Here is a 22492-nt window from a genome sequence, read left to right as displayed (position 1 = left end):
ACGCGGCGGCCCGGCGCGGAGGTGCCGGCACGGTGCCCCATCCCGAAGAAGTCGGCGCCTCATCTGCGGTGTGTCCGGACGTGGTTGCCGCCGGTGCGCCGCTCCACCGTGACACCTCGCCGCAGTGACGGGCGCGTGGATCCAACGTTTCCGCAACGACACGCACACGTCGGGCGCATCCCGAGCCGGCACGGGGAAGCTCCGCGCGGGAATCCGCGAACCCGGCAGGCCCCTTCGTCGTGCGCAGGACCGCTGGTCAGACGGCGTGGGTCCGAGAACTCGGTGCTCGCCGAGGAAAGCACGCCGACCGAGCACGCGCGACCGAGTGGGACCGGCCCGGTGCGGACCGGCCACTACTTTCGGAGATACACCCGTCGTAAGCCGCCTCCACACGTGCCGCCGAGGCGCGCCCTCGCGACCCGGGAGCCGTCAGCCCTCCTCGCCGAGCACCAGCATGATGTGCTCCGCCTCGCCGTGCAGGACCGTCCCGGTGCGCCGGAATCCGTGCTTCTCCAGCAGCCGTACCGAGCCGGTGTTCTCCCCGAAGGGGTCGGCGTGCAGCGGCCGGGCCGTCTCCTGCTCCAGGAAGAGCGTCAGCGCCCGGGTGCCGACGCCCCGGCCCCAGAACTCCCGGCCGAGCCAGTACCCGAGGAAGCGCCGGTCCCCTTGCCACCAGGCCACCAGATTGCCCGCGAGCTCCCCGTCGGCGGTGACGGCCTGGACGCGGACGGAGGGGTCCCCCAGGACCTTCGTCGTCCAGTGCTTCATGAACGCCTCGTGCTCCCGGGGCCGCCAACTCGACCGCCGCAGGGCTTCCGGATCGTGTTCCTGCGCGAAGAACACCTCCAGGTCCGCCGGACCCACATCTCTCAAACACACCTGCCCGCTCATGCCTACGGAGTCTGGCAGCCGCCACTGACAATCCCGCTCGGCGGACGGTCCCCGGGGCGCGCCGAGGGCGACCCGCGCCCTCATCGGCGCAGGTGCCTGGGCGCGCCGAGGGCGGACGCCGTGCGCGGAGGGCAGGCGGCAGGCGGTTCCGGCCCTGCCCGGACCGGCTGCCGCGGGCCGTATACCGGCGCCGAACCTGCGACCAGGCGTTCCCATACCGGCGGCTCATACGTTCTGTCTCAGCCGGCGCAGCGGACGCCGTTCAACAAGGAGGACAGCATGCCCGAGAACACGAACCCGGAGCAGCAGGACGACATCGAGGCCGAGGTCGTCGCGCACAGCGAGGACGAGGAGCTCGAGGCAGGCTGCATCGTCAACGGCAGCAGCGCTCTCTCCTGAGCACTGCGCGGGCTACTCGGCTCTCGGCCCCGGGCCGGGAACCGGGCAGCCCGCGCCTGTTCGCGCACCCGCCGAGGGCCGCCGCACGTACTGGGGCCGCGCCCGTCGGGAGCCACCGCACCGGAGCCCGTCCCCGTCGGCCATGCCATGAGAGAGCGCCGCATGACTTCCGTCGCCCGTCCTCCGGCACAGCGCCGGCACCCCCGCCCGGTCCGGCAGGACCGCGTGGGCGAACTCCCCGGACTTCCTGAACTTCCCGAGCACTCCGGCCTCCTCACCGGACGTCCGGGCCGCACGGCACCTGACCGCCGCCGCCCCGGCCGGGAGGCGTCGTGAAGATCCTGCTCTGTCCGCTCAGCGACGGCGGCTACCTCTACCCGGTGATCGCGGCCGGGCACGAACTGCGGCGCCGCGGCCACCACGTCGGTGTGCTGGGCCGGGCCACCGCCGCGCCCGTCGTCGCCGGGGCCCGACTGCCCTTCATGACAGCCGAGGACTACGGCGGCCGTCGGGCCTTCTCGGCCGCCCGGTGGGGGACGACCGGTCGGGCACAGTACGAGGCGACCTTGCGCGCCGCCCGGGAGGCGGGGGCCGATCTACTGGTCACCTCCGTCCTGTGCAACGGGGCCCTGCTCGCCGCCGAAGTGCTGGACATCCCCGTGGTGGTGGTCGGGCTCTCGGTCCACCTGTGGGACTACCGGTCCGGTGGTGAGGGTGAGCCGCAGCTGGGCAGGACCCGGGCGAGCCGGACCAGCGAGGGGCTGCGGCTGTACACCGAGCTGCGGGAGCAGGCCGGCCTGACCGCGCGCGCCTCCCGCTGGGAGGCCGGCCCGCTGCTCGGTGACGCGCTCCTGCTCCGCGGTGACCCGGCACTGGAGTACCCGGACGCCGAACTCCCGGAGCGCGTGAGCCACGTGGGGCCGCTGGCCTGGGAACCGACGCCCGACCCGGGCGAGGTCGAGGCGGTCCGGGAACAGCTGGACCGGACCGGCAAACCCGTCGTGTACGTACACCTGGGCCGCTTCTTCGGGGGCGGCAGCCTCTGGCCCCGGCTCAACGCCGCTTTCACCGGCGGCCGGTACCAGGCCGTGGTCGAGCAGGGCCGGTCCACGGACCCGCGGCCCGCACCGGACGCCGACGTCCTCCTCGTGCGGAAGCCGTGGATGGGTCCGTTCATCGACATGGCGGGGCTGGTGCTGACCAACTGCACCTCCGCCCCGGTCCTGGCGGCGCTGTTGCGTGGCCGGGCCCTCGCGGTCTCGCCCAACGGCGCCGAGCAGCCGCTTCTGGCGGGTGCCTGCCTGCGGGCGGGCGTGGCCGCGCGCATGCCGGACACCCCGGCCGCGAGGCCGTCGGCGCTGCTGGAGTCGGCGTGGGAGGACCAGGGTCTGCGGGCCCGTGCCCGTGTCCTCGGCGGCCGGCTGGCCGCGATGGAGAGCGCGGCCCGCGCGGCCGACATCGTCGAGCGGACGGCCCAGGCCTCCGCCACACCGAAGAAGGAGGAGGACCATGGGTACGCGATCAGCCGGCCTTGACGAGACCGCGGAACGTCTGTCCGCGGACACCCGGCAGTGGGTGGGGCGTCACGCGGACTACCTCGGCTCCCCGGCCGCCCACGCCGAGCTCCCGGCGACCCCGCACGTGAAGGCGCTGCTGCAGCTCGCGCTGCTCTGCCGCTACTGGAGCAGGCTCGCGCCCACGGACCCCTCCCTCGTGGGGCCGGCCACGGTGGTGGAACACACCTGGCTGCGCTCGGACTTCCCCCGTCTCCTCACCGGCGACCCCAGGTACGCGCGTCAGTTCCAGCTGATGTACGCGGCACTGGCACCGGCCGGCACAGCGACCGACGCGCACCGCGTCGCGCTGGCCCGGCTGGAGGCCGACGGCTTCCTGTCGCCTCGCAGGAAGTCGCCGTACCTCCACCTGGAGACCAGGTTCTACGCCGATCTCGCGGGCGCCGGGCACCGGTTGGCGTCGTACCCGGAGCTGTACACGTCCAGCCTCCTGGCCCGGGCCGCCGCACGGCGGGTCGCGGAGCCGGACGTCTGCGAGGTCACGCACACCGTCTTCTACCTCAGCGATTTCGGCCTCCGGGACCCCGGCCTGACCGGGGGCGACCTGGAGCGGGCGGTCCACGTGGTGGACCGGCTCACGGAGCACTGCGTGCGACAGGGCGCATGGGACCTCGTCGCGAAGCTCGTGCTCGCGCAGCACTGCCTCGGCGTGGATCCGCTGAGCACGTCCTCGGGGGCGGCCGGCATCCGGCTGCTGGCACGGGCACTGTCGTCCGACGGTGCGATACCCGGGAAGTCCGTCACCGAACAGGCCGCGGCGAACGCGACACCCGTGACGTTCTTCCGTCGTGCCTACCAGGCGACCCTCGGTACGGCGCTGGCGATGCTGATCGTCACCGGCGGCCGGTCCACGTGGCTCCCGGCAGCGGGCGCCTCAGCAGCAGCAGGAGGTACGCGATGAGCCTGGACCAAGCCACCCGTGTCGGGGGCGAGCGCCTGCTGCGAGGCAAGCGGAACTGGTGGTTCCTCGGCCCGGGCGGGATCGTCCGCCTCGGCGGCCGGCACGTCACCGCGGACGGTGCGCTGCTGCCCGAGACGGAACTCTGGCTGCGCGAGCGCGGCATGTTCACCACCAGGCCGGCCCGCGCCTACGCGCTGACCGTCCTCACCAGCACCCACTGCAACCTGGGCTGCGGATACTGCTTCCAGAACACCGCCCAGGACCCGGCGGGCGGCGGCCGCCCGCCCCGGATCGCCCAGACCCGCCTCACCTCGCAGACGATCACCTCGGTCCTCGCGTTCACCGAACGGCAGATGGCCGCCGTCGGTCTGGAGAAGCTGCGCATCCTCCTCTTCGGCGGAGAGCCGCTGCTCAACCCGCGCGGCTGCCTGGAACTGCTGGAGCGGGCCGCGGACATCGGGCAGTCGTCGGCCTGGATGATCTCCAACGCCACGCTGCTCACCCCGCGGCTGGCAGGGCAGCTCGCCGACCTCGGCCTCGACTCCGTCCAGGTCACGTTCGACGGCGACCGCTCCGACCACGACCGGATCCGGATCGGCAGGGCGGACGGCAGCGGGACCTTCGACACGATCGTCCGCAACATCGTCCGGGCCTCCGAGGCCGCGCCGATACGGTGGACCCTGCGGGTCAACGTCTCCCAGGAGAACATCCGCGGGATCGACGACCTGATCGGCCGCCTCTCGGACGCGCTCGACCCCGCCCGGTGCACCCTGTACTTCGCCCGGGTCGGCGACGTCGGCATCGGATACGCCAACGACCTGCACACCGGCGAGCTTTCGGCGGCCTTCATCCGCTGGCAGCGCCGGGCGCTCGACCTCGGCTTCACCGTCACCCGCCCGGGCTCCCACCGGCCCTGCACCACCTGCGGTCACACCGGCGGACGCTACGGCGCGGTGGTGAGCGCGGACGGCACCCTGTCCAGCTGCTGGGAGACCGCCGGCAAGTCCGACTGGGAGGTCGGCACGGTCGCCGACGGATACGTGTCCGGCGCGAAGGCCGACGACCGCTGGATCGCCTGCGAGGACCTCTACCGCTACGACGAGGACGCGCGGTCCCTCGCGGAGTTCCGTGACAGCGTCGACACGGCACTGCTCGACCATCTGGACGAGACGGGGCGCCTGTAGCCATGCCCTCCACTCTCGACCAGCTCTCCGACGGCGCGCTCGACTGGCTGGGCGGGAGCCTGGACCACTTCGACCCGTACTCGTCGAGCGCCCCGTCGGCGACGCACACGAAGGCGAAGGCCGCACTGGAACTGGCGCTGCTGTGCCACTGCGCGTCGCGCCTGGACGGCGGCCCCGGGCGGACGGCCGGGGCGACGGCCCTCGTCCGCACGCTCTCGCGGCGTCCGGACTTCCCGGAGCTCTTCGACGCCCACCCCGGGCACGCCGCCACGTACGGGCTGATCTGCGCGGCACTCGCACCCGACGGGGCCGACGGCACCTCGTGCCGGTCGGCCGCGCTCGCACGCGTGGACCCCGGTTTCCTGTCGCCGCGCGGGAAGTCCGCCTACCAGCGCATCGAGATCCGCCACTACGCGGACAAGGCCGGTGTCCGCCACACCATCGAGCCGTACGCCGCGCTCGTCCCGCTCAGCCCGCTCGTCGCGGACCACCCTCCGGCGCCCGACGACGAGGGGCCGCTCACGACCCCGCAGGCGTACGCGCTGACGCACACCGCCTTCTATCTCGGCGACTTCGGCCGGACCGACCCCGGTCTGACGGACGAAGCCGGGGCGCGCGCAGGGGACCTCGTCCGCCGCATGCTGGACCACAGCGTCGCGCACGACCGGTGGGACCTGGCCGCGGAGCTCGTCCTCACCCAGTTCATCCTGGGGACCGATCCGCTGCGCACACCCTCGGGAGTGGCGGCCTTGGAGTGCCTGGCGAAGGCCCAGCTGTCCGACGGCTCGATACCCGGCCGGTCGGCCGCGCTCAGGGCCGGGGAATCGGATACGGCCGGGGAGTTCTTCCGCAGGGCCTACCACACGACCCTGGTGACCGCCCTGATGGCCCTGATCGTCTCGTCGGGAAGGCCGTCATGACACCTCGTCTGGTACTCATCAACCGCGACTACACCCGGCTCTGGTTCGGGCAGGCGGTCTCGTCCATCGGGGACGCCGTCTTCAGCACCACCCTGGTGCTGTGGGTGGCCACCGTGCTGGCGAAGGACGAGACCTGGGCGCCGATGGCGGTCAGCGGGGTCCTGCTGGCGACGGGCGCCGCCGTCCTGTTCGTCGGCCCGCTCGCGGGTGTGTTCGTCGACCGCTGGGACAAGCGCCGCACGATGCTCCGCACCGAGGTGGTCCGCGGCGCGCTGGTCGCCGTACTGACGGCCGTGTCCTTCCTGCCGATGCACGCCCTTCCCATCGGGGTCTGGCTGGCCCTCGTCTACGCGACCGTGCTGCTGCTCAACGCGTCCGCCCAGTTCTTCACACCGGCGCGCTTCGCGGTCATCGCCGACCTGGTGACCGGGGAGGCCGACCGCGCCCGGGCGGCCGGCATCGCCCAGGCCACCGGCCAGACGGCCTGGATCATCGGGCCTCCCCTCGCCGCCCCCCTGCTCTTCACGGCCGGCCTCCAGTGGGCGCTGCTCCTCAACGCGCTGTCGTACGCGGTGTCGTACGTCGTGATCCGCTCCATCGGGGCGGGCCGCCCCGAGGCCGCACCCGAGCAGGCCGACAGCAAGAAGGCCGGGCAGCCCGCCAGCCTGCTGGGGGAGTTCACGGCCGGCCTCCGCTTCTTCCGGCGCAGCAAGTTCCTGGTCGCGCTGATCGTGCTCGCGGTCATCGGCCAGTTCGGGACCGGTGCCCTGAGCACCCTCAACGTCTTCTTCGCGACCGACAACCTCCAGATGCCCACCCACCTCTACGGCTACATCGGTACGGCCATGGGGCTGGGCGGCATCACCGGCGCGCTGTGCGCCGGGCGTGTGGTGCAGTGGATCGGGGCGCGCCGGACCACCTGGGCGGGCCTGCTGGTGAGCGGTCTCCTGCTGGTCGTCTACTCCCGGCAGACCGGTCTCGTCGGAGGTGTCGTCATGCTCTTCGTCTTCACCGTTCCGCTCACGATGCTGAACACGGCGATGGCACCGCTGCTGCTCGGCGCCGCGCCCGCCGAGTACCGGGGCCGTGTGGTCTCGGTGTTCTATCCGGTGACACAGCTGGCGTCGATGCTCTCCGCCGTCCTGTCCGGCTGGCTCGCCAGCTCCGTGCTGCGGGACGTCGGTGGCTCGGTGGCCGGGATGCGGTTCGGCCCCGTCGACACGATCTTCGCCATGTCGGGACTGATCGTCGTCCTGTCCGGCGTCTACGCCTGGACCGCCCTCCCCCGTACGGAGACACCCGAGGAACCCGGCGCCGAGCCGGCCACCGCACCGAGCGGGCCGCAGCCCGCCCTACCCCGTGGGAGAGCCCAGTGACCTCCGTCATCCGACCGGCACGGCACCGGTACCCCGACGCCGTCCGGCAGGACCTCGTCGAGGAGATCCACGGACTGCCCGTACCCGATCCGTACCGCTGGCTCGAGGACGCCGAGGCCACACAGGCACGCCGCTGGGGTGAGGAACAGGACGCCCTCTACGAGGCGCGGCGGACGGCTCTGCCGGGTCTGGAGCGGTGGCGGGCGGAAGTGGCGGCGCTCGCCGACATCGCACCGGCGATGACGCCCAAGGTCCGCGGCGACAGGGTGTTCCGGCTGCGGCAGGACGGCGGCCGGGAACATCCCGTGCTGATGGTGAAGGAGGGCGAGGAGGGCACCGAGCGGGTGCTGCTGGACCCGAGCGCGCTCGACCCGTCCGGACGCACCGTGCTCGACGCCTGGCAACCGTCCCTGGAGGGTGACCTGCTGGCCTTCCAGGTGTCCCTGGGGGGCACGGAGGACTCGCTGCTCCGGGTGATCGACGTGGCCACCGGGACGGTCGTCGACGGGCCGGTGGACCGGATGCGGAAGTCGTCGATCGGCTGGCTGCCCGGGGGCGGGGCGTTCTACTACGTCAGGCAGCTGGACCCGCGGCTGAACCCCGGCGAGGGGCGCTACCACCGCCGCGTCTACCTGCACCGGGTCGGGTCCGCGCCGGACACGGACGCCCTGGTCTTCGGCGAGGGCCGGGACCGGACCCAGTTCTACAGCGTGTCCGTGACCGCGGACGGCCGCTGGCTCGGTGTCACGGCCACGCTCGGCACCGGCCGCGGCACCGACCTCTACCTGGCCGACCTGTCCGCGGCCCCCCTCGACCGCCCGTTGCTGCGCCCGGTGCAGGAGGGCAGGGAGGCCGTCACCCGGCTGTGCGCGGTGCCCGGCACCGGCCCGGACGACCCGGTGTGGCTGCGCACCGACCGCGGTGCCCCGCGCGGTCACGTCGTCGCGTGCCGGCCGGCCGACCTCCACCTGGGCCCCGGTGCCTGGCGCGAGGTGATCGCCGAACGGCCCGACGCGATCCTGACCCATCTGGTCGCCCTGTCCGGCCCCGAGCTCCCGCACCCCCTCGGCCTGGCCGCCTGGACCCGCCGCACGGTGGCGGAGGTGACCGTGCACGACCTGGTCGACGGCCGGCAGCTGGCCACGGTCCCGCTGCCCGGCACGGGCGCGGTCGGCGACTTCTCGGCCGGGCCGCACGGCAGTCACGACGCGTGGTTCACGTACACCGACTTCGTCACGCCGCCGCGTGTGCTGCACTTCGACGCGCGGACGTGCCGGGTGACGCCCTGGGAGCCCGGTGCGCAGGACGCCGGGACGGTGGGGGGAGCGGTCACCCGCCAGGTCGACTTCCCGTCCGGGGACGGCACGACGGTGCGGATGTTCGTCATCTCCCCGACGGGGCGTCCGGATGTCCCGCGCCCGACGCTGCTCACCGGGTACGGCGGCTTCGGCGGAACGATGTCGCCCCGTTACCGGGCCCAGGTGCTGGCCTGGGTCAGGGCGGGCGGGGTGTTCGCCTGGGCGGGGCTGCGCGGCGGCGGTGAGGAGGGCGAACAATGGCACCGGGCCGGGAGCGGGGAGCACAAGCAGAACACCTTCGACGACTTCGACGCCGCCACCGACCATCTGGTCTCGGCGGGGTGGGCCGACGGCCGGATCGCGATCATGGGCGGGTCCAACGGCGGACTGCTGGTCGGCGCGGCCCTCACCCAGCACCCTGAGAAGTACGCCGCCGTCGTGTGCATGTCCCCGCTCCTGGACATGGTCCGCTACGAACTCTCCGGACTCGGACCCAGCTGGGTGCCCGAGTACGGCAGCGCACGGGATCCCGCACGGCTGCGGACGCTCCTCGGCTACTCCCCCTATCACCGCGTCACCCCGGGCACCGCGTACCCGGCGGTGCTGCTGACCGCCTCGGACGGCGACACCAGGACGGACCCGCTGCACGCCCGGAAGATGTGCGCCGCCCTGCAGCACGCCTCGTCCGGCCCCGGACCGGTCCTGCTGCGCCTGGAGCGCGGCGTGGGCCACGGCGACAGGGCCGCCTCCCGCGTGGTGGCGCTGCAGGCCGAGTGCCTGGCGTTCCTGGCGGCCCACGTGGGCCTCGCGGCACCGGTGCCGGACGACGAGGTGCGGTAGCGGTTGCCTCACCTGCTGTCCGTCGCGGACGCCTTCCGGCCGCACGCCGGGGCCCGGTCCGGGGCCGAACGGGCGCCCGCGACCGGTCGTCGGGGGCCGGTGCGGGTGCGTCCGGTGCGACGCTTCGCCCGCCCCGCCGGCTACACCGGAGGTGCGAGGTGGCCTTCGAGAACGGTCTGGATGATCCGGGGCCGGTCCCAGAGGGCCAGGATCTCGTTCACGAGTGCCACGACGGGCAAGGGGTCCCGGTCGCCGTGCACCACGACGGCTGCGGCCGACAGGCTGCGCGGTACGGCTCCGGCGTCCAGGAGGACCCGCCACTCCTCCGGGCCGAGCTGCAGGAACTCCAGTCCGGTGAGCTGCGTGATCTCCAGGGGGTCGGCCAGCGTGCCGGGGTAGGCGGTGAGGGTGCGCAGGCGGGGCAGCCCGGTCACGGGGGCGAGGCTGAACGGCGGACCGTCCCAGACCCCGATGGACAGGACTTCCAGGCCGTCGTGGGCAGCGGCCCGGACGCTCTTCAGACTCGCGATGTTGACCCGGGCCACGAGGGGCGGCCGCTGCCCCCGCGGTCCGCCGCGCTCCGCGCAGGGCCGGCCCAGCACCATGTCGGTCAGGGAGTCGGCGATGAGTTCCGCGCCGACGCTCTCCTCGTGGGAGAGCATGATGACCTGTCCCGTGTGCCCGCGGGGGCCGGGTGTCAGATCGACGGCCAACCGGTCTCCGCCGCCGTTGTCACCGAAGGCGATCCAGCCGGGTGAGCCGACGAGGCCTTGCACCCTGGCGTCGGGCGGGGTGTCGACCGCTTCCATTGCCGCGAACTCCCAGCGACAGTGGCGGGACGACGCGTCGGCGATGTACAGGCTGTCGAGGTCGAAGAGCTCGCAGCCGACCGCGACGCACTGGCGTTCCGCTGCCTCGTGGTCTTCGCCCAGATCCTCCCAGCGTGCCCGCGTCACCCGGTAGAGCGCCTTGAGCTCGTCGGGCAGCGCGACGCCGAGGCGTGCCTCGGCGGCGGCGATCTCCTCCTCCGTGGCGCCGACGGCGTGCGGCAACCGCTCCCGCAGCGTCCGCTCCAGCACCTCCAGGTCCGCCGAGGGAGCGCGCGCCGCCCCGCGTACCGGCTCGGGGAGGCGGCGCCAGGGCTCGGGCAGGGCACCGTCGACCAGGATGAGCGCCCCCGGGTGCGGGGTGCCGATGCCCGGTTCCACGGCAAAACTGGGCCCCAGCAGGCGCAACTCGGTCCTCCCGTCCGGCTGGATCCGTGCCGTGAACGAGACGTCGTCGACCCCGGCGTCCGCGAGCGCGCTCTGCACCCGTTCCACCGCGTCGAACTCCTCCTGCACGTCCTCCATCTGAGCGGCTCGGCCGGGCGGCGGCACCCGTCGCGTCAGAGCGAGACTCCAACCGCCCCGACCGATACGTCCCGCCACCCGGCGGGGCCGGGCACCGTGCGTCTGCGGCTGTTCGGCCAGCAGGAGCCGCAGCACCGGCTCCCAGGTCGCGAAGTCGTCCATCGGTGCCACGGTGAGCCTCTGATCAACCATGGGCAGACCGTACGCGGGCCCACTGACAGCAGGAGGAACCCCGGGCGTCCGGCTCCCGGAGCTCAGCACGTCCGGAAGACGTGGCCCTTCTCGCCCGCGGGGAGCACTGCGAGGTCCCGCAGCACGAGGGAGATCCTGTCGCCCCAGGTGGAACAGCTCTCGTCGAAGCCCACGTCGCCCTCGCCCTCGTACTCGACCGCGAAGACACGGTCGTCGTAGGCGTCGGCGTACGCGTCGCACTCGTCGAACTGCGCGCACTCCTCCGCCACCGCGAAATCGAAGCCGATCGCCTCGTGCCGGTCGAGCAGGTCGGTGGTGTTCTTCTGCCCGATGGCCAGTCCGTCATCGTGTGCCCGGTCGGCCAGTGTGGTGGCGAACGCGGCATTGTGCTCGGCCGTCAGCCTGCCCCGGGAGCGTTCGAAGGAATCGAGGTTGTCCGGCTCCACCGCCTGGAAGCCGCTCTCCGCACAGCCGTCGATCCAGTCGCCGACGATCTCCGCGAGCTCGGTGCGCAGGGCGGCCGTCGACGTGTCCAGGAGGACTTCGTCCCAGCCCTCGTCGATGATCAGCTCCCCGTCCCCGTCCCGCAGCAGGAGGGCGGGGTGGGTGTCCTGCCACCACTTCAGCGCACCGGGCTGCGTCTGGAAGGCGTTGACATAACAGACGTTGTACAGGCCGGGGACCGGCTCGTCCTCGCGGTCGCGGGACACCGCCCGCACCCCGTCGGGCGGCGTGTAGCCCTCGCCGATCTGGTAGTCGAAGGGCATCCCGGCCTCCGGCCGGAGCACATCGGTGGACTCCGGCCGCTGCCGGGGCGCGGACTCTCCGGACGCCTCGCCCGCCGTGGAACAGCCCACCAGCACACCTGCCACGAGGGCCGGGGCCAGGCTCGTCGCCACTCGGGCCACCACGCGCCTGCGGCGGAAGAACGGGGAAGGGGCGTGGGCGGCCACACGTACTCCAGCTGTCATGAATCCGGAAGGGGATCCGCCCATCCTCCGTCACCCCTCCGGAGGGCGGTCCGCCGGGGCCCGGCGATGCGTGCCGTCCGCCGGAACCCCGCCCCGATCGGCGAGCGCCGCCGCGGAGCGTGGACCGGTGAGGCGCGACCGCGTCCAGCGGCGAGGGAAGCGCAGCGACGTCGAAGCGCTTCGACTGGGGGCGGGCCATCGATGCGACCTCTGGGGCCGGTGAAGGTACCGCATGCCGACTTCTGCCCAAACCGTTGACATCCCTACGCGCGCCTGGAAGTTTCGAAGCGCTTCAACGATCAAGCCCGGACGGCCGGTTTCCGCCCCTGGGCAGCGGCCGTCGCCGGCCCCCGCGGCCGGTCACATCCCTGAGGACGGACATGACGTTCTTCGACAATCCCGTGATACCCGGCTTCAGCCCGGACCCGAGCATCTGCCGCGCCGGCGACGACTACTACGTGGCGACGTCCAGCTTCGAGTACGTCCCCGGAGTGCCGCTGTGGCACAGCCGCGACCTGGTGCACTGGAAGCTGATCGGGCACGCGCTGGACCGGCCCTCGCAGCTGGACCTGCCCACCTCCGCCTCATCCTCGGACGGTGTGTACGCGCCCACGCTCCGGTACCACGACGGCCTGTTCTGGATGATCACGACCGTCGTCGGCGGGGCGGACACCGTCCTCGTGACCGCGGAGGACCCAGCGGGGCCGTGGTCGGACCCGGTGCCCGTCGGCATCCCGGGCATCGACCCCGACCTGGCGTGGGACGAGGACGGCACCTGCTGGTGCGTGTTCTCCTCCGGCGGGATCCGCGGAGTGCGGATCGAGCCGAAGACGGGCGAACTGCTGGGCGAGCCCGTGGCGATGTGGTCGGGAAGCGGGCTGCAGTATCCCGAGGGGCCGCACCTGTACCGGGTCGGCGACTGGTGGTACCTGCTGCTGTCGGAAGGCGGCACGGAGCGCGGGCACGCCATGTCGGTGGCCCGGTCCCGCACCCTGCCGGGGCCGTTCGAACCGCACCCCGACAACCCCGTGCTGTCCCACCGGAGTACCGGCCACCCCGTGCAGAACACCGGCCACGGCGACCTGGTGCAGGCGCACGACGGCACGTGGTGGATGGTGCTGCTCGGCACCCGGCCCCGCGGGGACACACCGAAGTTCCACGGCATGGGCCGGGAGACGTTCCTGGCGCCCGTGCGCTGGGAGGACGAGTGGCCGCTGCCGGGCCCGCTGGAACTGCGCGCACCCGCTCCGGCGCTGACGCCCCACCCCTGGCCGCAGGAACCGGACCGGGACGACTTCGACTCCGGCACGCTCGCACCCTGCTGGGTGACGGCCAGACGGCAGGACCCCGGTGCCGTCCGCCTGGACGAGCGGCCGGACCACCTGGTGCTGCACGCCGTCAAGGACAGCCTCGACCAGCCCGGTTCGCTCTTCGTGGGACGGCGCCAGCGCGATCCCGACTGCAGCGCACGCACGTCGGCAGACGTCGGGGAGGGCGGCCGGGCCGGACTCGCGGTGCGGCTCGACGACGCCCACCACTACCAGGTGGAGCGGGCCGACGGCGTGGTCCGTGCCGTGGCCCGGATCGGCCCGCTGTGCCAGACCGTCGCCGAACGGAGCGTGCCCGCCGGCCCGGTGACCCTGCGGATCGACATCGGCACCACCGATGTCCTGCCGCCCACGGTCACGGTCCGCGGCACGCCCCCGGAGCCCGCGGCCCCGCCCGGCCTGCGCGTCGGCGCACCCGACACCCTGCGCCTGGGATACGAGACGGCCGACGGCGCATTCGAGCTCCTCGCCGAACTGGACGGCCGCTACCTCACCACGGAGGTCGCCGGGGGCTTCACCGGCCGCGTCATCGGTATGTACGCCACCCACGGCAGCGCCGCGTTCGACTGGTTCGAGCTGCGGTCGGCCTGACGAGCTGGAGCAGCTCGTCCTCGGGAGCAACGGCCTTCCGCACGAGCCGGCCGGTGACGGTTTCGCTCGGCACGTGCGTGCCCGGTCCGGTACGCAGTCCGTCACCATCCAGCCGTTCGGCCACTTCTCCGCCGTCGCCGTCGCGACGTAGCGGCGCGGCTGGTTCATCGGGAGGGGAAGGACCTTGTTCGTGCGGGTGTCGATGGTCTGCCACTTCGACAGGTCGACGCAGTCCTCAATCGTCGCGGTCGGCAGCTTCGCGACCGCGTCGAGCGAGGTCACCTTCGCGTCGTGTCCGAGCTCGCCCCGGATCACGGTGCGCTGTTCCTTCATGTGGGCCAGATCCGAACGGAACTTCGACAGCGCGTCGGTGCTTGCGTAGTTCTCCAGGTCGGTGCCCTTGGCAACGGCCTTCCCGTTCGAAGTTACTCATCGGTCACCCGGTCTGTCCAGAGTCCGAGTCTGTGATCCAGCGCCCTTCGGCGGAGTCGTGCACGTATGCCGGCCTCCCCCTGGTCCCGCTCGTGCGGAACGGCTTCCCGCCGTCCGTGATCCGCACCGTCCCCGTACGGCCCCCGGCGCTCCACTCCAGCTCCAGGTACCAGCGGCAGTCGCAGCCCGCTGTCCGCGCGGAGACCAGCAGCTCCTCGGGGTCGGAGGAGGTGACCTTGTACGGGAAGGAGACGGCCGGGATCTTCCGGACCTCGGCGCCGGAGGCGTCAAGGCCGTCGACGGGCCTCGCGAGCGGGCGCGGCCGGTCGAGGTCCACGGTGAAGTGGCGCGGGGTGACGGCGCCGCCACAGCCGTTGTCCATCCGGTACGCGTTCCACGGCAGCGGCGCGGCGCGGTCGACCACGCGCACGTGCAGGGCATGGAGGACGACGGCGTCGGACGGCGACCGGCCCTGGACCGTGATCCGCACCAGCGCCTCCCCGCCGTGCACGGCACCGTGCGTCCCGGCCCACGCACCGGAGTCGGCCGCGACCGGCGGCGGGGCGACCGCGCGGGGGGCCCGGTTCACGAGGTAGGTGTGCCCGCAGCCGCCCTCCCAGAGCTGGGAACCGATGCTCCAGGTGAAGGGGAGGGGGGCCGCGGTCCGCCCCGGAGCGGTGGAAGCGGGAGCGGGGGCGGAAGCCGTACGGGTGGGGTGGCCGAGCAGGGCGGCGGCGAGGGCGAGCACGACGAGGGCGACGGCGGCGGCGACGAGGAGGGGAGCGGGGGCGCCACGACGGGGGCGGGCGCGGGGCGCCTCCGGCGCGGACGGATCCGCGGCGGACGGGTCCGGCGCGGATCCGTCCGGGGCGGGGCCGGGGCCCGGTTCCGGCGCGGACGGTTCCGGGTTCGATTCCGGCGCGGCTGGCACAGGCATGGGCGCGGGCGAGGCCGCTCGGCGGCGGGCGCGGTCCGCCTCCGTCCAGGCCGCCTCCAGGGCCCGCCGTTCCTTTTCGTCCGCCCCGCACAGCAGGGCGAGGCGGTCGACCACGGCGAACTCCTCCGGGACGGTCGCGCCCGAGCAGTAGCGGTGGAGGGTGGACGCGCTGACGCTCAGCCGCCGGCCCAGCGCCTCGTAACTCCTCCCGTCCCGCGCCTTCAGCGCGCGCACGAGCCCCGCGAACTCCTCGACGGCGGCGTCCTTCGGCATTCCATCCCCCTCGACCCTGCGTCCCATCCTTCAGGTCCTTGCACGTCAGCGGGGGTGGAATGGTTCCGGGACGGCTGGTGGGCGCGTGATCGTTGCAGCCGGCGGGCGCCGGCCCCACGCTGGTTGAGCACTGACCGAACGAACGACCCGACGGGGGATCCACCGCCATGAACAAGCTCCGCACCGCACTCGCCACCGCAGCCGCTGCCGCACTGGGCCTCGCGGCCCTCGCCACAGCCCCGGCGCAGGCCGCTGCCCAGCCCGCCTTCCTCGCCGCCTCCCAGATGCCGCCGTCGTCGACGCCGTGGACCGCCACCCAGGTCTTCACCGGCGTCCCGGAGAACGGCGGCGTCCTCTGCGCCCCGTACAAGATCCCGGCGCAGAACACCCGCTACCGCGAGTTCAGCACCGAGCTCGACACCAACGGCGTCCAAGTCACCACCGTCGCCCGTACCGAGGCCGACGCCGTGAAGCTGGTCGACACCCTCCGCGGGGCCCTCGCCGGCTGCGGCCCCCTGCTGGAGCAGCAGAACCCGGGCCTGCAGGCCGTCAGCGCCTCCCACGGCAAGCTCGCCGTCGAGGAGGGCGCCTGGGTCTACAGCCTGGACACCGCCGACCCGCAGATCGGCATCTCCGACATCCACCTGTTCTCCGTCGGCCGCGACGGCCGCACCGTCACCCTCGTCCGCTGGGGCCAGATGGGCGACCTCGAGGACGCCCCGCTGACCGCCTTCCGCACCACCACGAAGACCGCCGTCAACAAGCTCCACTGACCCGGGGGCTCCCCGAAGGCTGACCACAGCTCGACAGCGGCGCGGCCGGAACCCGGACGCGCCGCTGTCGTGCCCACCTGCTCCGCCGGCGGCGACCATTTCCTGGCCTTCACCAGCATCGCCTGCACCTTCATCTGCTACCGCAGACTCGCCAAATGAGATGGTCTCTCAGTGGTGGGCCACGGGCCGGCCCCGAGGACCCGGGGAGCGGCGGGTGGTCAGCCCGGGGGCGGGAGGGGAGGGAGGAGGGAAAAGAGGAGTACCCACTCCTTTCCACTCTCAACGTATAGCGCATGGGGGGCCTTGCGGCAAGGCCCCCTTCGTGCCGCAGAATCGTCGCCCTGGGCCGGAAGCTGTGCCGAAATGGGGGATCCGAAAGATGCGTGCGCTTCTGTCTGCATACGGGTCGCGGGGTGACGTCGAGCCACTGGTGGCGCTCGCCGTGCGGCTTCGGGCACTCGGCGCCGAGGTACGGGTGTGCGCGCCGCCGGACGAGGAGTCCGCGCAGCGGCCGGCCGGTGTCGGTGTGCCCCTGGTGGTGGTGCCCCAGCCGGCTGACCAGCCGTACGGGGCGGGCCGGGTGGCCGGTCCGGGCATCGGCACGGCGCACGACGGCCCGGTTCCGGCCACCGCCTCCCTGCCGGCCGCCCTCGGGGCCGCTCCGACCCCCGGTGTCCGCGCACGGGCCACCGCCGTGGCCGGTGCGATCCGCACCGACGGGGCGGCGGTGGCCGAGAAGCCGCTGTTCAACGCGGTCGGCTGAGCGAGGCCACCGGCTTCCCCGCGCACCTGCCGGAACGTCCGGCCGGGCGCCCGAACACGAGAACCCGGACCCGGGCGGGCGTCGCCTGCCGGGCCACCTGATTCGTTACGCCGGTCCCCACGCCTTGCCGCGCGCAACGGTGTCGAGCGACCCAGATCGGAGCCAACGACGTGAGCCCCCTGACCACCAGCGCGTTCGACCTTCCCGACCGCCTCGCCCCGAAGGCCGACCCGACGCTGATCGCCGCCGACGAGCAGCACTTCGCGGCCATCGCGGAGTGCCTGGATCAGTCGATCGCCGAACTGACCGATCGTCTCGACGCCGAGCGCAGGGCGCCCGGCGGCATCGGCCGGCAGGCGATGGACCGGGACATGGAGGTCCACCGCCTGACCACCCGGCTGCGTGCACTGCGCCGCTTCGGCCTGGACCTGTGCCTCGGGCACATGGTCGGCACGGACGACCCCGACCCCGTGTACGTCGGACGGCTCGGCCTCACGGACAGCACGGGCCGCCGGCTGCTGCTCGACTGGCGCTCCCCCGCCGCCGAGCCGTTCTTCGGGGCCACCCACGGCAACCCGATGGGGCTGGCGAGCCGTCGCAGATACCGCTGGACCCGCGGCCGGATCGGCGACTACTGGGACGAGGTGTTCACCTCGGACGGCTTCGCGGGCCATGCCGCGCTCGACGACCAGTCCGCCTTCATCGCGAGCCTCGGCGGCCACCGCTCGCCGCGGATGCGGGACGTACTCGGCACCATCCAGGCCGACCAGGACGCCATCATCCGGGCCGGCTCCCGGGGCGCGCTCGTCGTCGACGGCGGTCCGGGTACGGGCAAGACCGTCGTCGCCCTGCACCGCTCGGCCTACCTCCTCTACTCCGACCCGCGCCTCGGCCATCGCCGGGGCGGCGTCCTGGTCGTCGGTCCGCACCAGCCCTACCTGGGCTATGTCGCCGATGTCCTCCCCAGCCTCGGCGAGGAGGGCGTACAGACCTGCACCCTGCGGGACCTCGTCGCCGAGGGGGCGTCGGCAGCGGCGGAGACCGATCCGGACGTGGCACGTCTCAAGTCGTCCGCGGACCTGGTCGGGGCGGTCGAGGCGGCCGTCGGGTTCTACGAGCAGCCGCCCGCCGAGGGGATGACGGTCACGACCCAGTGGTCCGACCTCCGGCTGAGCGCCGACGACTGGGCTGTGGCGTTCGATTCGGCGGGCCCCGGCACTCCGCACAACGAGGCACGTGACCAGGTCTGGGAGGAGCTGCTCACGCTCCTGATGGACAAGTACGACGGCGACGGCCCGGCCGACCTGATCCGCAGGTCGCTCCGGCGGAACAGCGAGCTGCTCACGGCCTTCGACCGCGCGTGGCCGCTGCTCGAAGCGGCCGACCTCGTCGGAGACCTGTGGTCGGTGCCCGCCTACCTGCGCAAGTGCGCCCCCTGGCTCGGTCCCGACGACGTCCGGCGCCTGCAGCGCGAGGACGCCCAGGCATGGACGGTGTCCGATCTGCCGATCCTGGACGCGGCACGGCAGCGGGTGGGCGACCCCGAGGCATCGCGACGCAGGCGCCGCAACGAGGCGGCCGTCGCCGCGGAACGCGCGCGCAGGGCCGACGCCATCGACAGCCTGCTCCAGAACACCGTGATCGACGAGAGCGAGGGCGCGGTGGGGATGCTGCGCGGACGGGACCTTCAGGACACCCTGATCGAGGCGAGCGCACCGGCCGGTGGCGAACCGGACCTGCTCGCCGGACCGTTCGCCCACATCGTCGTGGACGAGGCTCAGGAGCTGACCGACGCGGAGTGGCAGATGCTGCTGCTCCGGTGCCCGTCCCGGAGCTTCACCGTCGTCGGGGACCGCGCCCAGGCCAGGCACGGGTTCACGGAGTCGTGGCAGGAGCGGCTGGAACGGGTCGGGCTGGACCGGATCAGGCTGACGTCCCTGAGCATCAACTACCGGACGCCGCAGGAGATCATGGCCGAGGCCGAGCCGGTCATCCGGGCCGTGCTCCCGGACGCCAACGTGCCCGCCTCCGTCCGCAGCAGCGGAGTACCCGTGGTCCACGGGCCGGCGTCGGATCTGCGCCAGGTCCTCGACGCCTGGCTCGCCACGCACGACGACGGGATCGCCTGCGTCATCGGCGACCCCGCGTTCCGGCCGACGCCCCGCGTCCGGTCGCTCACCCCTGGGCTGTCGAAGGGGCTCGAGTTCGACCTCGTCGTGCTCGTGGACCCGGAGAGGTTCGGCTCGGGCGTCGAAGGGGCGGTCGACCGCTATGTCGCGATGACCCGCGCGACCCGGCAGCTCGTCGTCCTCACGAGCCGACGGGATCAGACCCCTGTGTGAGCGGAGGCCCGTGACTGCCTCCGCTCACGCGCCCGGCACTCCGCCCAGACCGTCTTGCCCGGGCCGACGCGCTCGCGGACACCCCAGCCGACGGTGAGCGCCTCGACGAGGACCAGTCCGTGACCGTGGTCCCCGCCGAGGGCCGGCACGACGCCGACCGGCCGGGCGGGGTGGGTGTCGGACACCTCGATCCGGATCACGCCCCGGGCGTCGTCGCGTGCCAGAAGAAGGGCGAAGTCCCGGCCGGGTACGCGCCCGTGCAGCACCGCGTTCGCGGCGAGCTCGGCCACCACGAGGGTGACGGCGTCGTGGACGGCCGCACCCCGGGGGTGCCCCCAGTCATCGAGCTGGAGCGCCGCCAGCAGGCGCGCGAGGCGTGCTCCGCGCCGGGTGGCGGAGAAGCGCTGCTCGAAGGTGCGCACCGGGGCGCCGGTCGACTGCGGGATACGAGACATGCGACTCACCCTGCGGGGGGCGAAGGGCCCGGCGGCAGGCACGGCACCCATACAGAACGTCTTGTACTGGTGCACGCACTGGACCCGGTACGTCACCGTACGTGACCATGGTCCGGTCGGGTCGTGGCGCAGCGCGGACGACGCACACGGCACGGAACGGGTACGGCACAGGGAGAGGCGGCTGCGATGGCGACGGACACCGGTGGGGGCGGCGGACCATGCGGTGAGCCGGAGTTGTCGGACAGTCTCAGGACGTTCGGGGCCGTGCTCAAGGCCCTGCGCGACGAAGCCCGTCTCACCCAGGAGCAGTTCGCTCCGCTGGTGCGGTATTCGGTGGCGTACATCGCCAAGATCGAGCAGGGCAAGCGGTTCCCTCCGCGGGATCTGCTGGACCGCTCGGAAGAGGTGCTGGGAGCGACGGCGGCCCGGGTGCTGGTGGCGGCGGCGGGGAGCCTGACGCGGAAGGCGGGGCTGGCGTCCTGGTTCCTCCAGTGGGCCGCGATCGAGGAGGAGGCGATCACGCTCTACGCATATGAATGCCGCGTGGTGCCAGGTCTGTTGCAGCCGGAGCCGTACATCCGCGCCGTGTTCAGCAGTCGTCTGCCGCCTTTGACGGACGAGCAACTCGAAACCCAGGTAGCCGCACGGATGGAACGTCAGCGACTCCTCACCGACAAGGGGAACACCGCCTTCGGGTTCATCGTCGAACAGGCCCTGCTGCAGAGGGAAACGGGCGGCCCGGACGTCACCCGGTCCCTCATCGACTACATGCTGGCGATGGGACGCCTACGCAACGTGGAGATTCAGCTCATGCCGTTGCGACAGACGGCCCACGCCGGGCTGGACGGCTCGATGTACCTGGGCGAGACCCCCGCACACCAGTGGATCGGGTACACCGAGAGCCACGACACGAGTGCGCTCACCACGCAGGGTCGGCAGGTCAGTTCGATGCTTCAGCGCTATGGCAAGATGCGATCGCAGGCCCTCAGCTCCGAGGCGTCCGTCTGCCTGCTTGAGCAACTGCGAGGAGCGCTATGACCACCTCTGGACTCGCCTGGTTCAGGAGCAGCTACAGCGGTACCGGCGGTGACAACTGCGTCGAGGTCGCCATCGGCGCCGAAGCCGTGCTCGTCCGCGACTCGAAGGACACGCGCAAGCCTCCCTTCGCGGTCTCCCCCGGCGCGTGGTCCGCCTTCACCGTGCTGGCGGCGGACTCGCGCGTCTGAGTGGCTCCGCCGGGTCTCAGCGGGCGAGTGCCGCGATGACCTCGACGGCGCGGTCGAGCTCCGCCTCGGTGTTGTAGTAGTGCGGGGAGAGCCGTACCAGCGGGTGCACGTCGCGGACCTCCGAGTCGAACTGCGTGTGCGCGGCGACGGTCGCGCTCACGTTGACGTGCCGCCGGACCAACGCGGCGGCGAGGTCCGCGGTCGGGACGCCGTCGACCTTCGCCGTCACGATGGCGCACCTCTCGGTCCCCTGGTCGTGCGTGGTGACACCGGGCAGGGCGTCCAGTTGACTGCGCAGGTGGTCGCCGAGTGCGAGGGCGCGCTCGCCGATCCGGTCCATGCCGAGGTCGAGGGCCTGGCGCACGGCCGAGTCGAGCCCCAGGACGTTGGAGTACGCCATCTCCCAGGTGGCGAAACGCCGTGCTCCCGGCTGCCAGGTGAAGCCGCGTCCGCCGTCCCAGTTCGCGGACTCGATCTCCACGACGAACGGTTCGAGGCGGTCCAGCATGTCGTTGCGGACCCACAGGAACCCGGTCCCCCGCGGCCCGCGCAGGAATTTGCGGCCGGTGGCGGTGAGCATGTCGCAGCCGATCTCGCGTACGTCGACGGGGAACTGGCCGACGGACTGGGTGGCGTCCAGGAGGAAGGGCACGCCGGCGGCCCGGGTGATCCGGCCGATCTCGGCGACCGGGTTGATGAGGCCCCCGCTCGTGGGGACGTGGCTGACGCCGACCAGGGCGGTGCGCTCGTCGATGAGGGCGGCCAGTGCGGTGGTGTCCAGCCGGCCCGAGGCGTCGTCCGGGACCACGACGACCTCGGCGCCGGTGCGCCGGGCGATCTGGAGGTAGGCCAGGACGTTGCTGCCGTACTCGGCGCGTCCCGTCAGGATGCGGTCGCCGGGGCGGAGGGCGAGGGAGTGGAACGCGGCGTGCCAGGCGTGGGTGGAGTTGTCGAAGAGCGCCACCTCGTCGGCCCGCCCGCCGACCAGCTCCGCGATGTGCCCGTACGTCGCGTCGATCCGCTCCTGCTCCCGGTCCGCCGCCTCGTAAGCGCCGATGGCCGCCTCGAGCTCCAGGTGCGCGGTCACCGCGTGCAGCGTCTGCCGGGACATCAGGCCTGCCCCGGCGTTGTTGAGGTGCACCCGCCCGACGGTCCCAGGGGTGTCGTGGCGGAGGGCTTCGATATCCATGGGTGCGCCTTCTCCTCGGTCCGTCCGGCTTCGTCGGCCGCGCCGCCGAATCTCCCCGGCCGAGTAAAGCAGCGTTCGACGGTTGGCGCGTGGCCCGTCAGGCGCGGTCGTGGAGAGTGACCTGGTACCCGTCGGGGTCGGCGAAGGTGAATGTCCGGCCGAAGGGGCCGTCGATCGGCGCGGAGACGATCGTGTGGCCGTCGGCGGCGAGAGCATCGTGGATGGCCTGGACGTCCGTGGCGTGGAGCCGGATCGCGGCACCGCTGCCGGCTGGGCGACGGGACC

18 protein-coding genes and 1 pseudogene are annotated in these 22492 nt (G+C 72.9%); 12 read left to right on the top strand and 7 right to left on the bottom strand.

What is annotated here, in order from left to right; translation table 11 throughout:
• Positions 1 to 429: 429 nt before the first annotated feature.
• Positions 430 to 891 (bottom strand): GNAT family N-acetyltransferase, encoded by a 462-nt coding sequence (locus OG927_RS25805; RefSeq protein WP_079099497.1) that lies wholly within the window; start codon positions 889 to 891, stop codon positions 430 to 432.
• Between the two features lie 731 nt (positions 892 to 1622).
• Between OG927_RS25805 and OG927_RS25800 the strand changes: the two genes are divergently transcribed.
• From OG927_RS25800 to OG927_RS25775, 6 genes are read left to right on the top strand one after another with little or no spacing between them, the layout of a single operon-like run.
• Complete coding sequence (locus OG927_RS25800; protein ID WP_330320856.1) at positions 1623 to 2825, top strand: glycosyltransferase; 1203 nt, start codon at positions 1623 to 1625, stop codon at positions 2823 to 2825.
• Complete coding sequence (locus OG927_RS25795; RefSeq protein WP_330320855.1) at positions 2800 to 3765, top strand: DUF6895 family protein; 966 nt, start codon at positions 2800 to 2802, stop codon at positions 3763 to 3765. Before OG927_RS25800 ends, OG927_RS25795 begins: the two co-directional genes overlap by 26 nt.
• Positions 3762 to 4949, top strand: a complete 1188-nt coding sequence (locus OG927_RS25790) for a radical SAM protein (protein ID WP_330320854.1) — start codon at positions 3762 to 3764, stop codon at positions 4947 to 4949. Before OG927_RS25795 ends, OG927_RS25790 begins: the two co-directional genes overlap by 4 nt.
• A gap of 2 nt (positions 4950 to 4951) precedes the next feature.
• Entirely contained in the window at positions 4952 to 5869 is a 918-nt protein-coding gene (locus OG927_RS25785) for a DUF6895 family protein (protein WP_330320853.1), read from the top strand.
• Complete coding sequence (locus tag OG927_RS25780) at positions 5866 to 7245, top strand: MFS transporter (RefSeq protein ID WP_056789666.1); 1380 nt, start codon at positions 5866 to 5868, stop codon at positions 7243 to 7245. The genes OG927_RS25785 and OG927_RS25780 overlap by 4 nt, the downstream gene beginning before the upstream one ends.
• Positions 7242 to 9383: a prolyl oligopeptidase family serine peptidase gene (locus OG927_RS25775; protein WP_330320852.1), complete on the top strand. Its 2142-nt coding sequence runs from the start codon at positions 7242 to 7244 to the stop codon at positions 9381 to 9383. Before OG927_RS25780 ends, OG927_RS25775 begins: the two co-directional genes overlap by 4 nt.
• A 140-nt stretch (positions 9384 to 9523) precedes the next feature.
• On the opposite strand, the gene OG927_RS25770 is transcribed toward OG927_RS25775, so the two are convergent.
• Together OG927_RS25770 and OG927_RS25765 are read right to left on the bottom strand one after the other, a co-directional pair.
• Positions 9524 to 10927: an SMI1/KNR4 family protein gene (locus OG927_RS25770; protein ID WP_330320851.1), complete on the bottom strand. Its 1404-nt coding sequence runs from the start codon at positions 10925 to 10927 to the stop codon at positions 9524 to 9526.
• 62 nt (positions 10928 to 10989) lie between these two features.
• A complete protein-coding gene (locus OG927_RS25765) occupies positions 10990 to 11880 on the bottom strand; it encodes an endo alpha-1,4 polygalactosaminidase (protein WP_371613399.1) in 891 nt (296 codons plus the stop codon).
• 398 nt (positions 11881 to 12278) lie between these two features.
• Between OG927_RS25765 and OG927_RS25760 the strand changes: the two genes are divergently transcribed.
• A complete protein-coding gene (locus OG927_RS25760) occupies positions 12279 to 13817 on the top strand; it encodes a glycoside hydrolase family 43 protein (RefSeq protein WP_056789657.1) in 1539 nt (512 codons plus the stop codon).
• A gap of 436 nt (positions 13818 to 14253) precedes the next feature.
• On the opposite strand, the gene OG927_RS25755 is transcribed toward OG927_RS25760, so the two are convergent.
• Positions 14254 to 15486 carry a helix-turn-helix domain-containing protein gene (locus tag OG927_RS25755; protein ID WP_408058098.1) on the bottom strand — a complete coding sequence of 411 codons (1233 nt, stop codon included), beginning with the start codon at positions 15484 to 15486 and terminating at the stop codon, positions 14254 to 14256.
• 140 nt (positions 15487 to 15626) lie between these two features.
• Between OG927_RS25755 and OG927_RS25750 the strand changes: the two genes are divergently transcribed.
• The 3 genes from OG927_RS25750 to helR all read left to right on the top strand — a co-directional run bounded on the left by OG927_RS25750 (position 15627) and on the right by helR (position 19337).
• Positions 15627 to 16232, top strand: a complete 606-nt coding sequence (locus tag OG927_RS25750; protein WP_056789649.1) for a hypothetical protein — start codon at positions 15627 to 15629, stop codon at positions 16230 to 16232.
• 379 nt (positions 16233 to 16611) lie between these two features.
• Positions 16612 to 16995, top strand: coding sequence for a glycosyltransferase (locus tag OG927_RS36025; protein WP_408058097.1), 384 nt, complete (start codon positions 16612 to 16614; stop codon positions 16993 to 16995).
• Positions 16996 to 17165: 170 nt separating this feature from the next.
• Positions 17166 to 19337 carry an RNA polymerase recycling motor ATPase HelR gene (gene helR, locus OG927_RS25740; RefSeq protein ID WP_330320850.1) on the top strand — a complete coding sequence of 724 codons (2172 nt, stop codon included), beginning with the start codon at positions 17166 to 17168 and terminating at the stop codon, positions 19335 to 19337.
• On the opposite strand, the gene OG927_RS25735 is transcribed toward helR, so the two are convergent.
• Complete coding sequence (locus OG927_RS25735; RefSeq protein WP_330320849.1) at positions 19322 to 19792, bottom strand: ATP-binding protein; 471 nt, start codon at positions 19790 to 19792, stop codon at positions 19322 to 19324. The two genes, helR and OG927_RS25735, sit on opposite strands and share 16 nt — an antisense overlap.
• A gap of 186 nt (positions 19793 to 19978) precedes the next feature.
• On the opposite strand from OG927_RS25735, the gene OG927_RS25730 reads away from it, so the two are divergent.
• Together OG927_RS25730 and OG927_RS25725 are read left to right on the top strand one after the other, a co-directional pair.
• Complete coding sequence (locus OG927_RS25730; protein ID WP_330320848.1) at positions 19979 to 20830, top strand: helix-turn-helix domain-containing protein; 852 nt, start codon at positions 19979 to 19981, stop codon at positions 20828 to 20830.
• Positions 20827 to 21018 carry a DUF397 domain-containing protein gene (locus tag OG927_RS25725; protein ID WP_330320847.1) on the top strand — a complete coding sequence of 64 codons (192 nt, stop codon included), beginning with the start codon at positions 20827 to 20829 and terminating at the stop codon, positions 21016 to 21018. Before OG927_RS25730 ends, OG927_RS25725 begins: the two co-directional genes overlap by 4 nt.
• Positions 21019 to 21034: 16 nt before the next feature.
• Here the strand turns inward: OG927_RS25725 and OG927_RS25720 are convergent, their stop codons facing one another.
• Both OG927_RS25720 and OG927_RS25715 read right to left on the bottom strand, forming a co-directional pair.
• A complete protein-coding gene (locus OG927_RS25720) occupies positions 21035 to 22207 on the bottom strand; it encodes an aminotransferase class V-fold PLP-dependent enzyme (RefSeq protein ID WP_330320846.1) in 1173 nt (390 codons plus the stop codon).
• A gap of 97 nt (positions 22208 to 22304) precedes the next feature.
• A pseudogene (locus OG927_RS25715) lies at positions 22305 to 22475 on the bottom strand (VOC family protein); the annotation flags it as partial.
• Positions 22476 to 22492: the final 17 nt, after the last annotated feature.

This window comes from Streptomyces clavifer (assembly GCF_036345975.1).
Taxonomy (GTDB): domain Bacteria; phylum Actinomycetota; class Actinomycetes; order Streptomycetales; family Streptomycetaceae; genus Streptomyces; species Streptomyces clavifer.
Note: the sequence above shows the minus strand (reverse complement) of the source record. Positions and strands in the feature narration are given on the sequence as shown.

What these genes read in the sequence shown, in the direction of transcription:
- OG927_RS25760 (WP_056789657.1), top strand. Translation starts at nt 12,279, where the DNA reads ATGACGTTCTTCGACAATCCCGTGATACCCGGCTTCAGCCCGGACCCG.
- OG927_RS25785 (WP_330320853.1), top strand. Translation starts at nt 4,952, where the DNA reads ATGCCCTCCACTCTCGACCAGCTCTCCGACGGCGCGCTCGACTGGCTG.
- OG927_RS25780 (WP_056789666.1), top strand. Translation starts at nt 5,866, where the DNA reads ATGACACCTCGTCTGGTACTCATCAACCGCGACTACACCCGGCTCTGG.
- OG927_RS25730 (WP_330320848.1), top strand. Translation starts at nt 19,979, where the DNA reads ATGGCGACGGACACCGGTGGGGGCGGCGGACCATGCGGTGAGCCGGAG.
- OG927_RS25755 (WP_408058098.1), bottom strand. Translation starts at nt 15,486, where the DNA reads ATGGGACGCAGGGTCGAGGGGGATGGAATGCCGAAGGACGCCGCCGTC.
- OG927_RS25725 (WP_330320847.1), top strand. Translation starts at nt 20,827, where the DNA reads ATGACCACCTCTGGACTCGCCTGGTTCAGGAGCAGCTACAGCGGTACC.
- OG927_RS36025 (WP_408058097.1), top strand. Translation starts at nt 16,612, where the DNA reads ATGCGTGCGCTTCTGTCTGCATACGGGTCGCGGGGTGACGTCGAGCCA.
- OG927_RS25790 (WP_330320854.1), top strand. Translation starts at nt 3,762, where the DNA reads ATGAGCCTGGACCAAGCCACCCGTGTCGGGGGCGAGCGCCTGCTGCGA.
- OG927_RS25750 (WP_056789649.1), top strand. Translation starts at nt 15,627, where the DNA reads ATGAACAAGCTCCGCACCGCACTCGCCACCGCAGCCGCTGCCGCACTG.
- OG927_RS25735 (WP_330320849.1), bottom strand. Translation starts at nt 19,792, where the DNA reads ATGTCTCGTATCCCGCAGTCGACCGGCGCCCCGGTGCGCACCTTCGAG.
- OG927_RS25805 (WP_079099497.1), bottom strand. Translation starts at nt 891, where the DNA reads ATGAGCGGGCAGGTGTGTTTGAGAGATGTGGGTCCGGCGGACCTGGAG.
- OG927_RS25720 (WP_330320846.1), bottom strand. Translation starts at nt 22,207, where the DNA reads ATGGATATCGAAGCCCTCCGCCACGACACCCCTGGGACCGTCGGGCGG.
- OG927_RS25795 (WP_330320855.1), top strand. Translation starts at nt 2,800, where the DNA reads ATGGGTACGCGATCAGCCGGCCTTGACGAGACCGCGGAACGTCTGTCC.
- OG927_RS25770 (WP_330320851.1), bottom strand. Translation starts at nt 10,927, where the DNA reads ATGGTTGATCAGAGGCTCACCGTGGCACCGATGGACGACTTCGCGACC.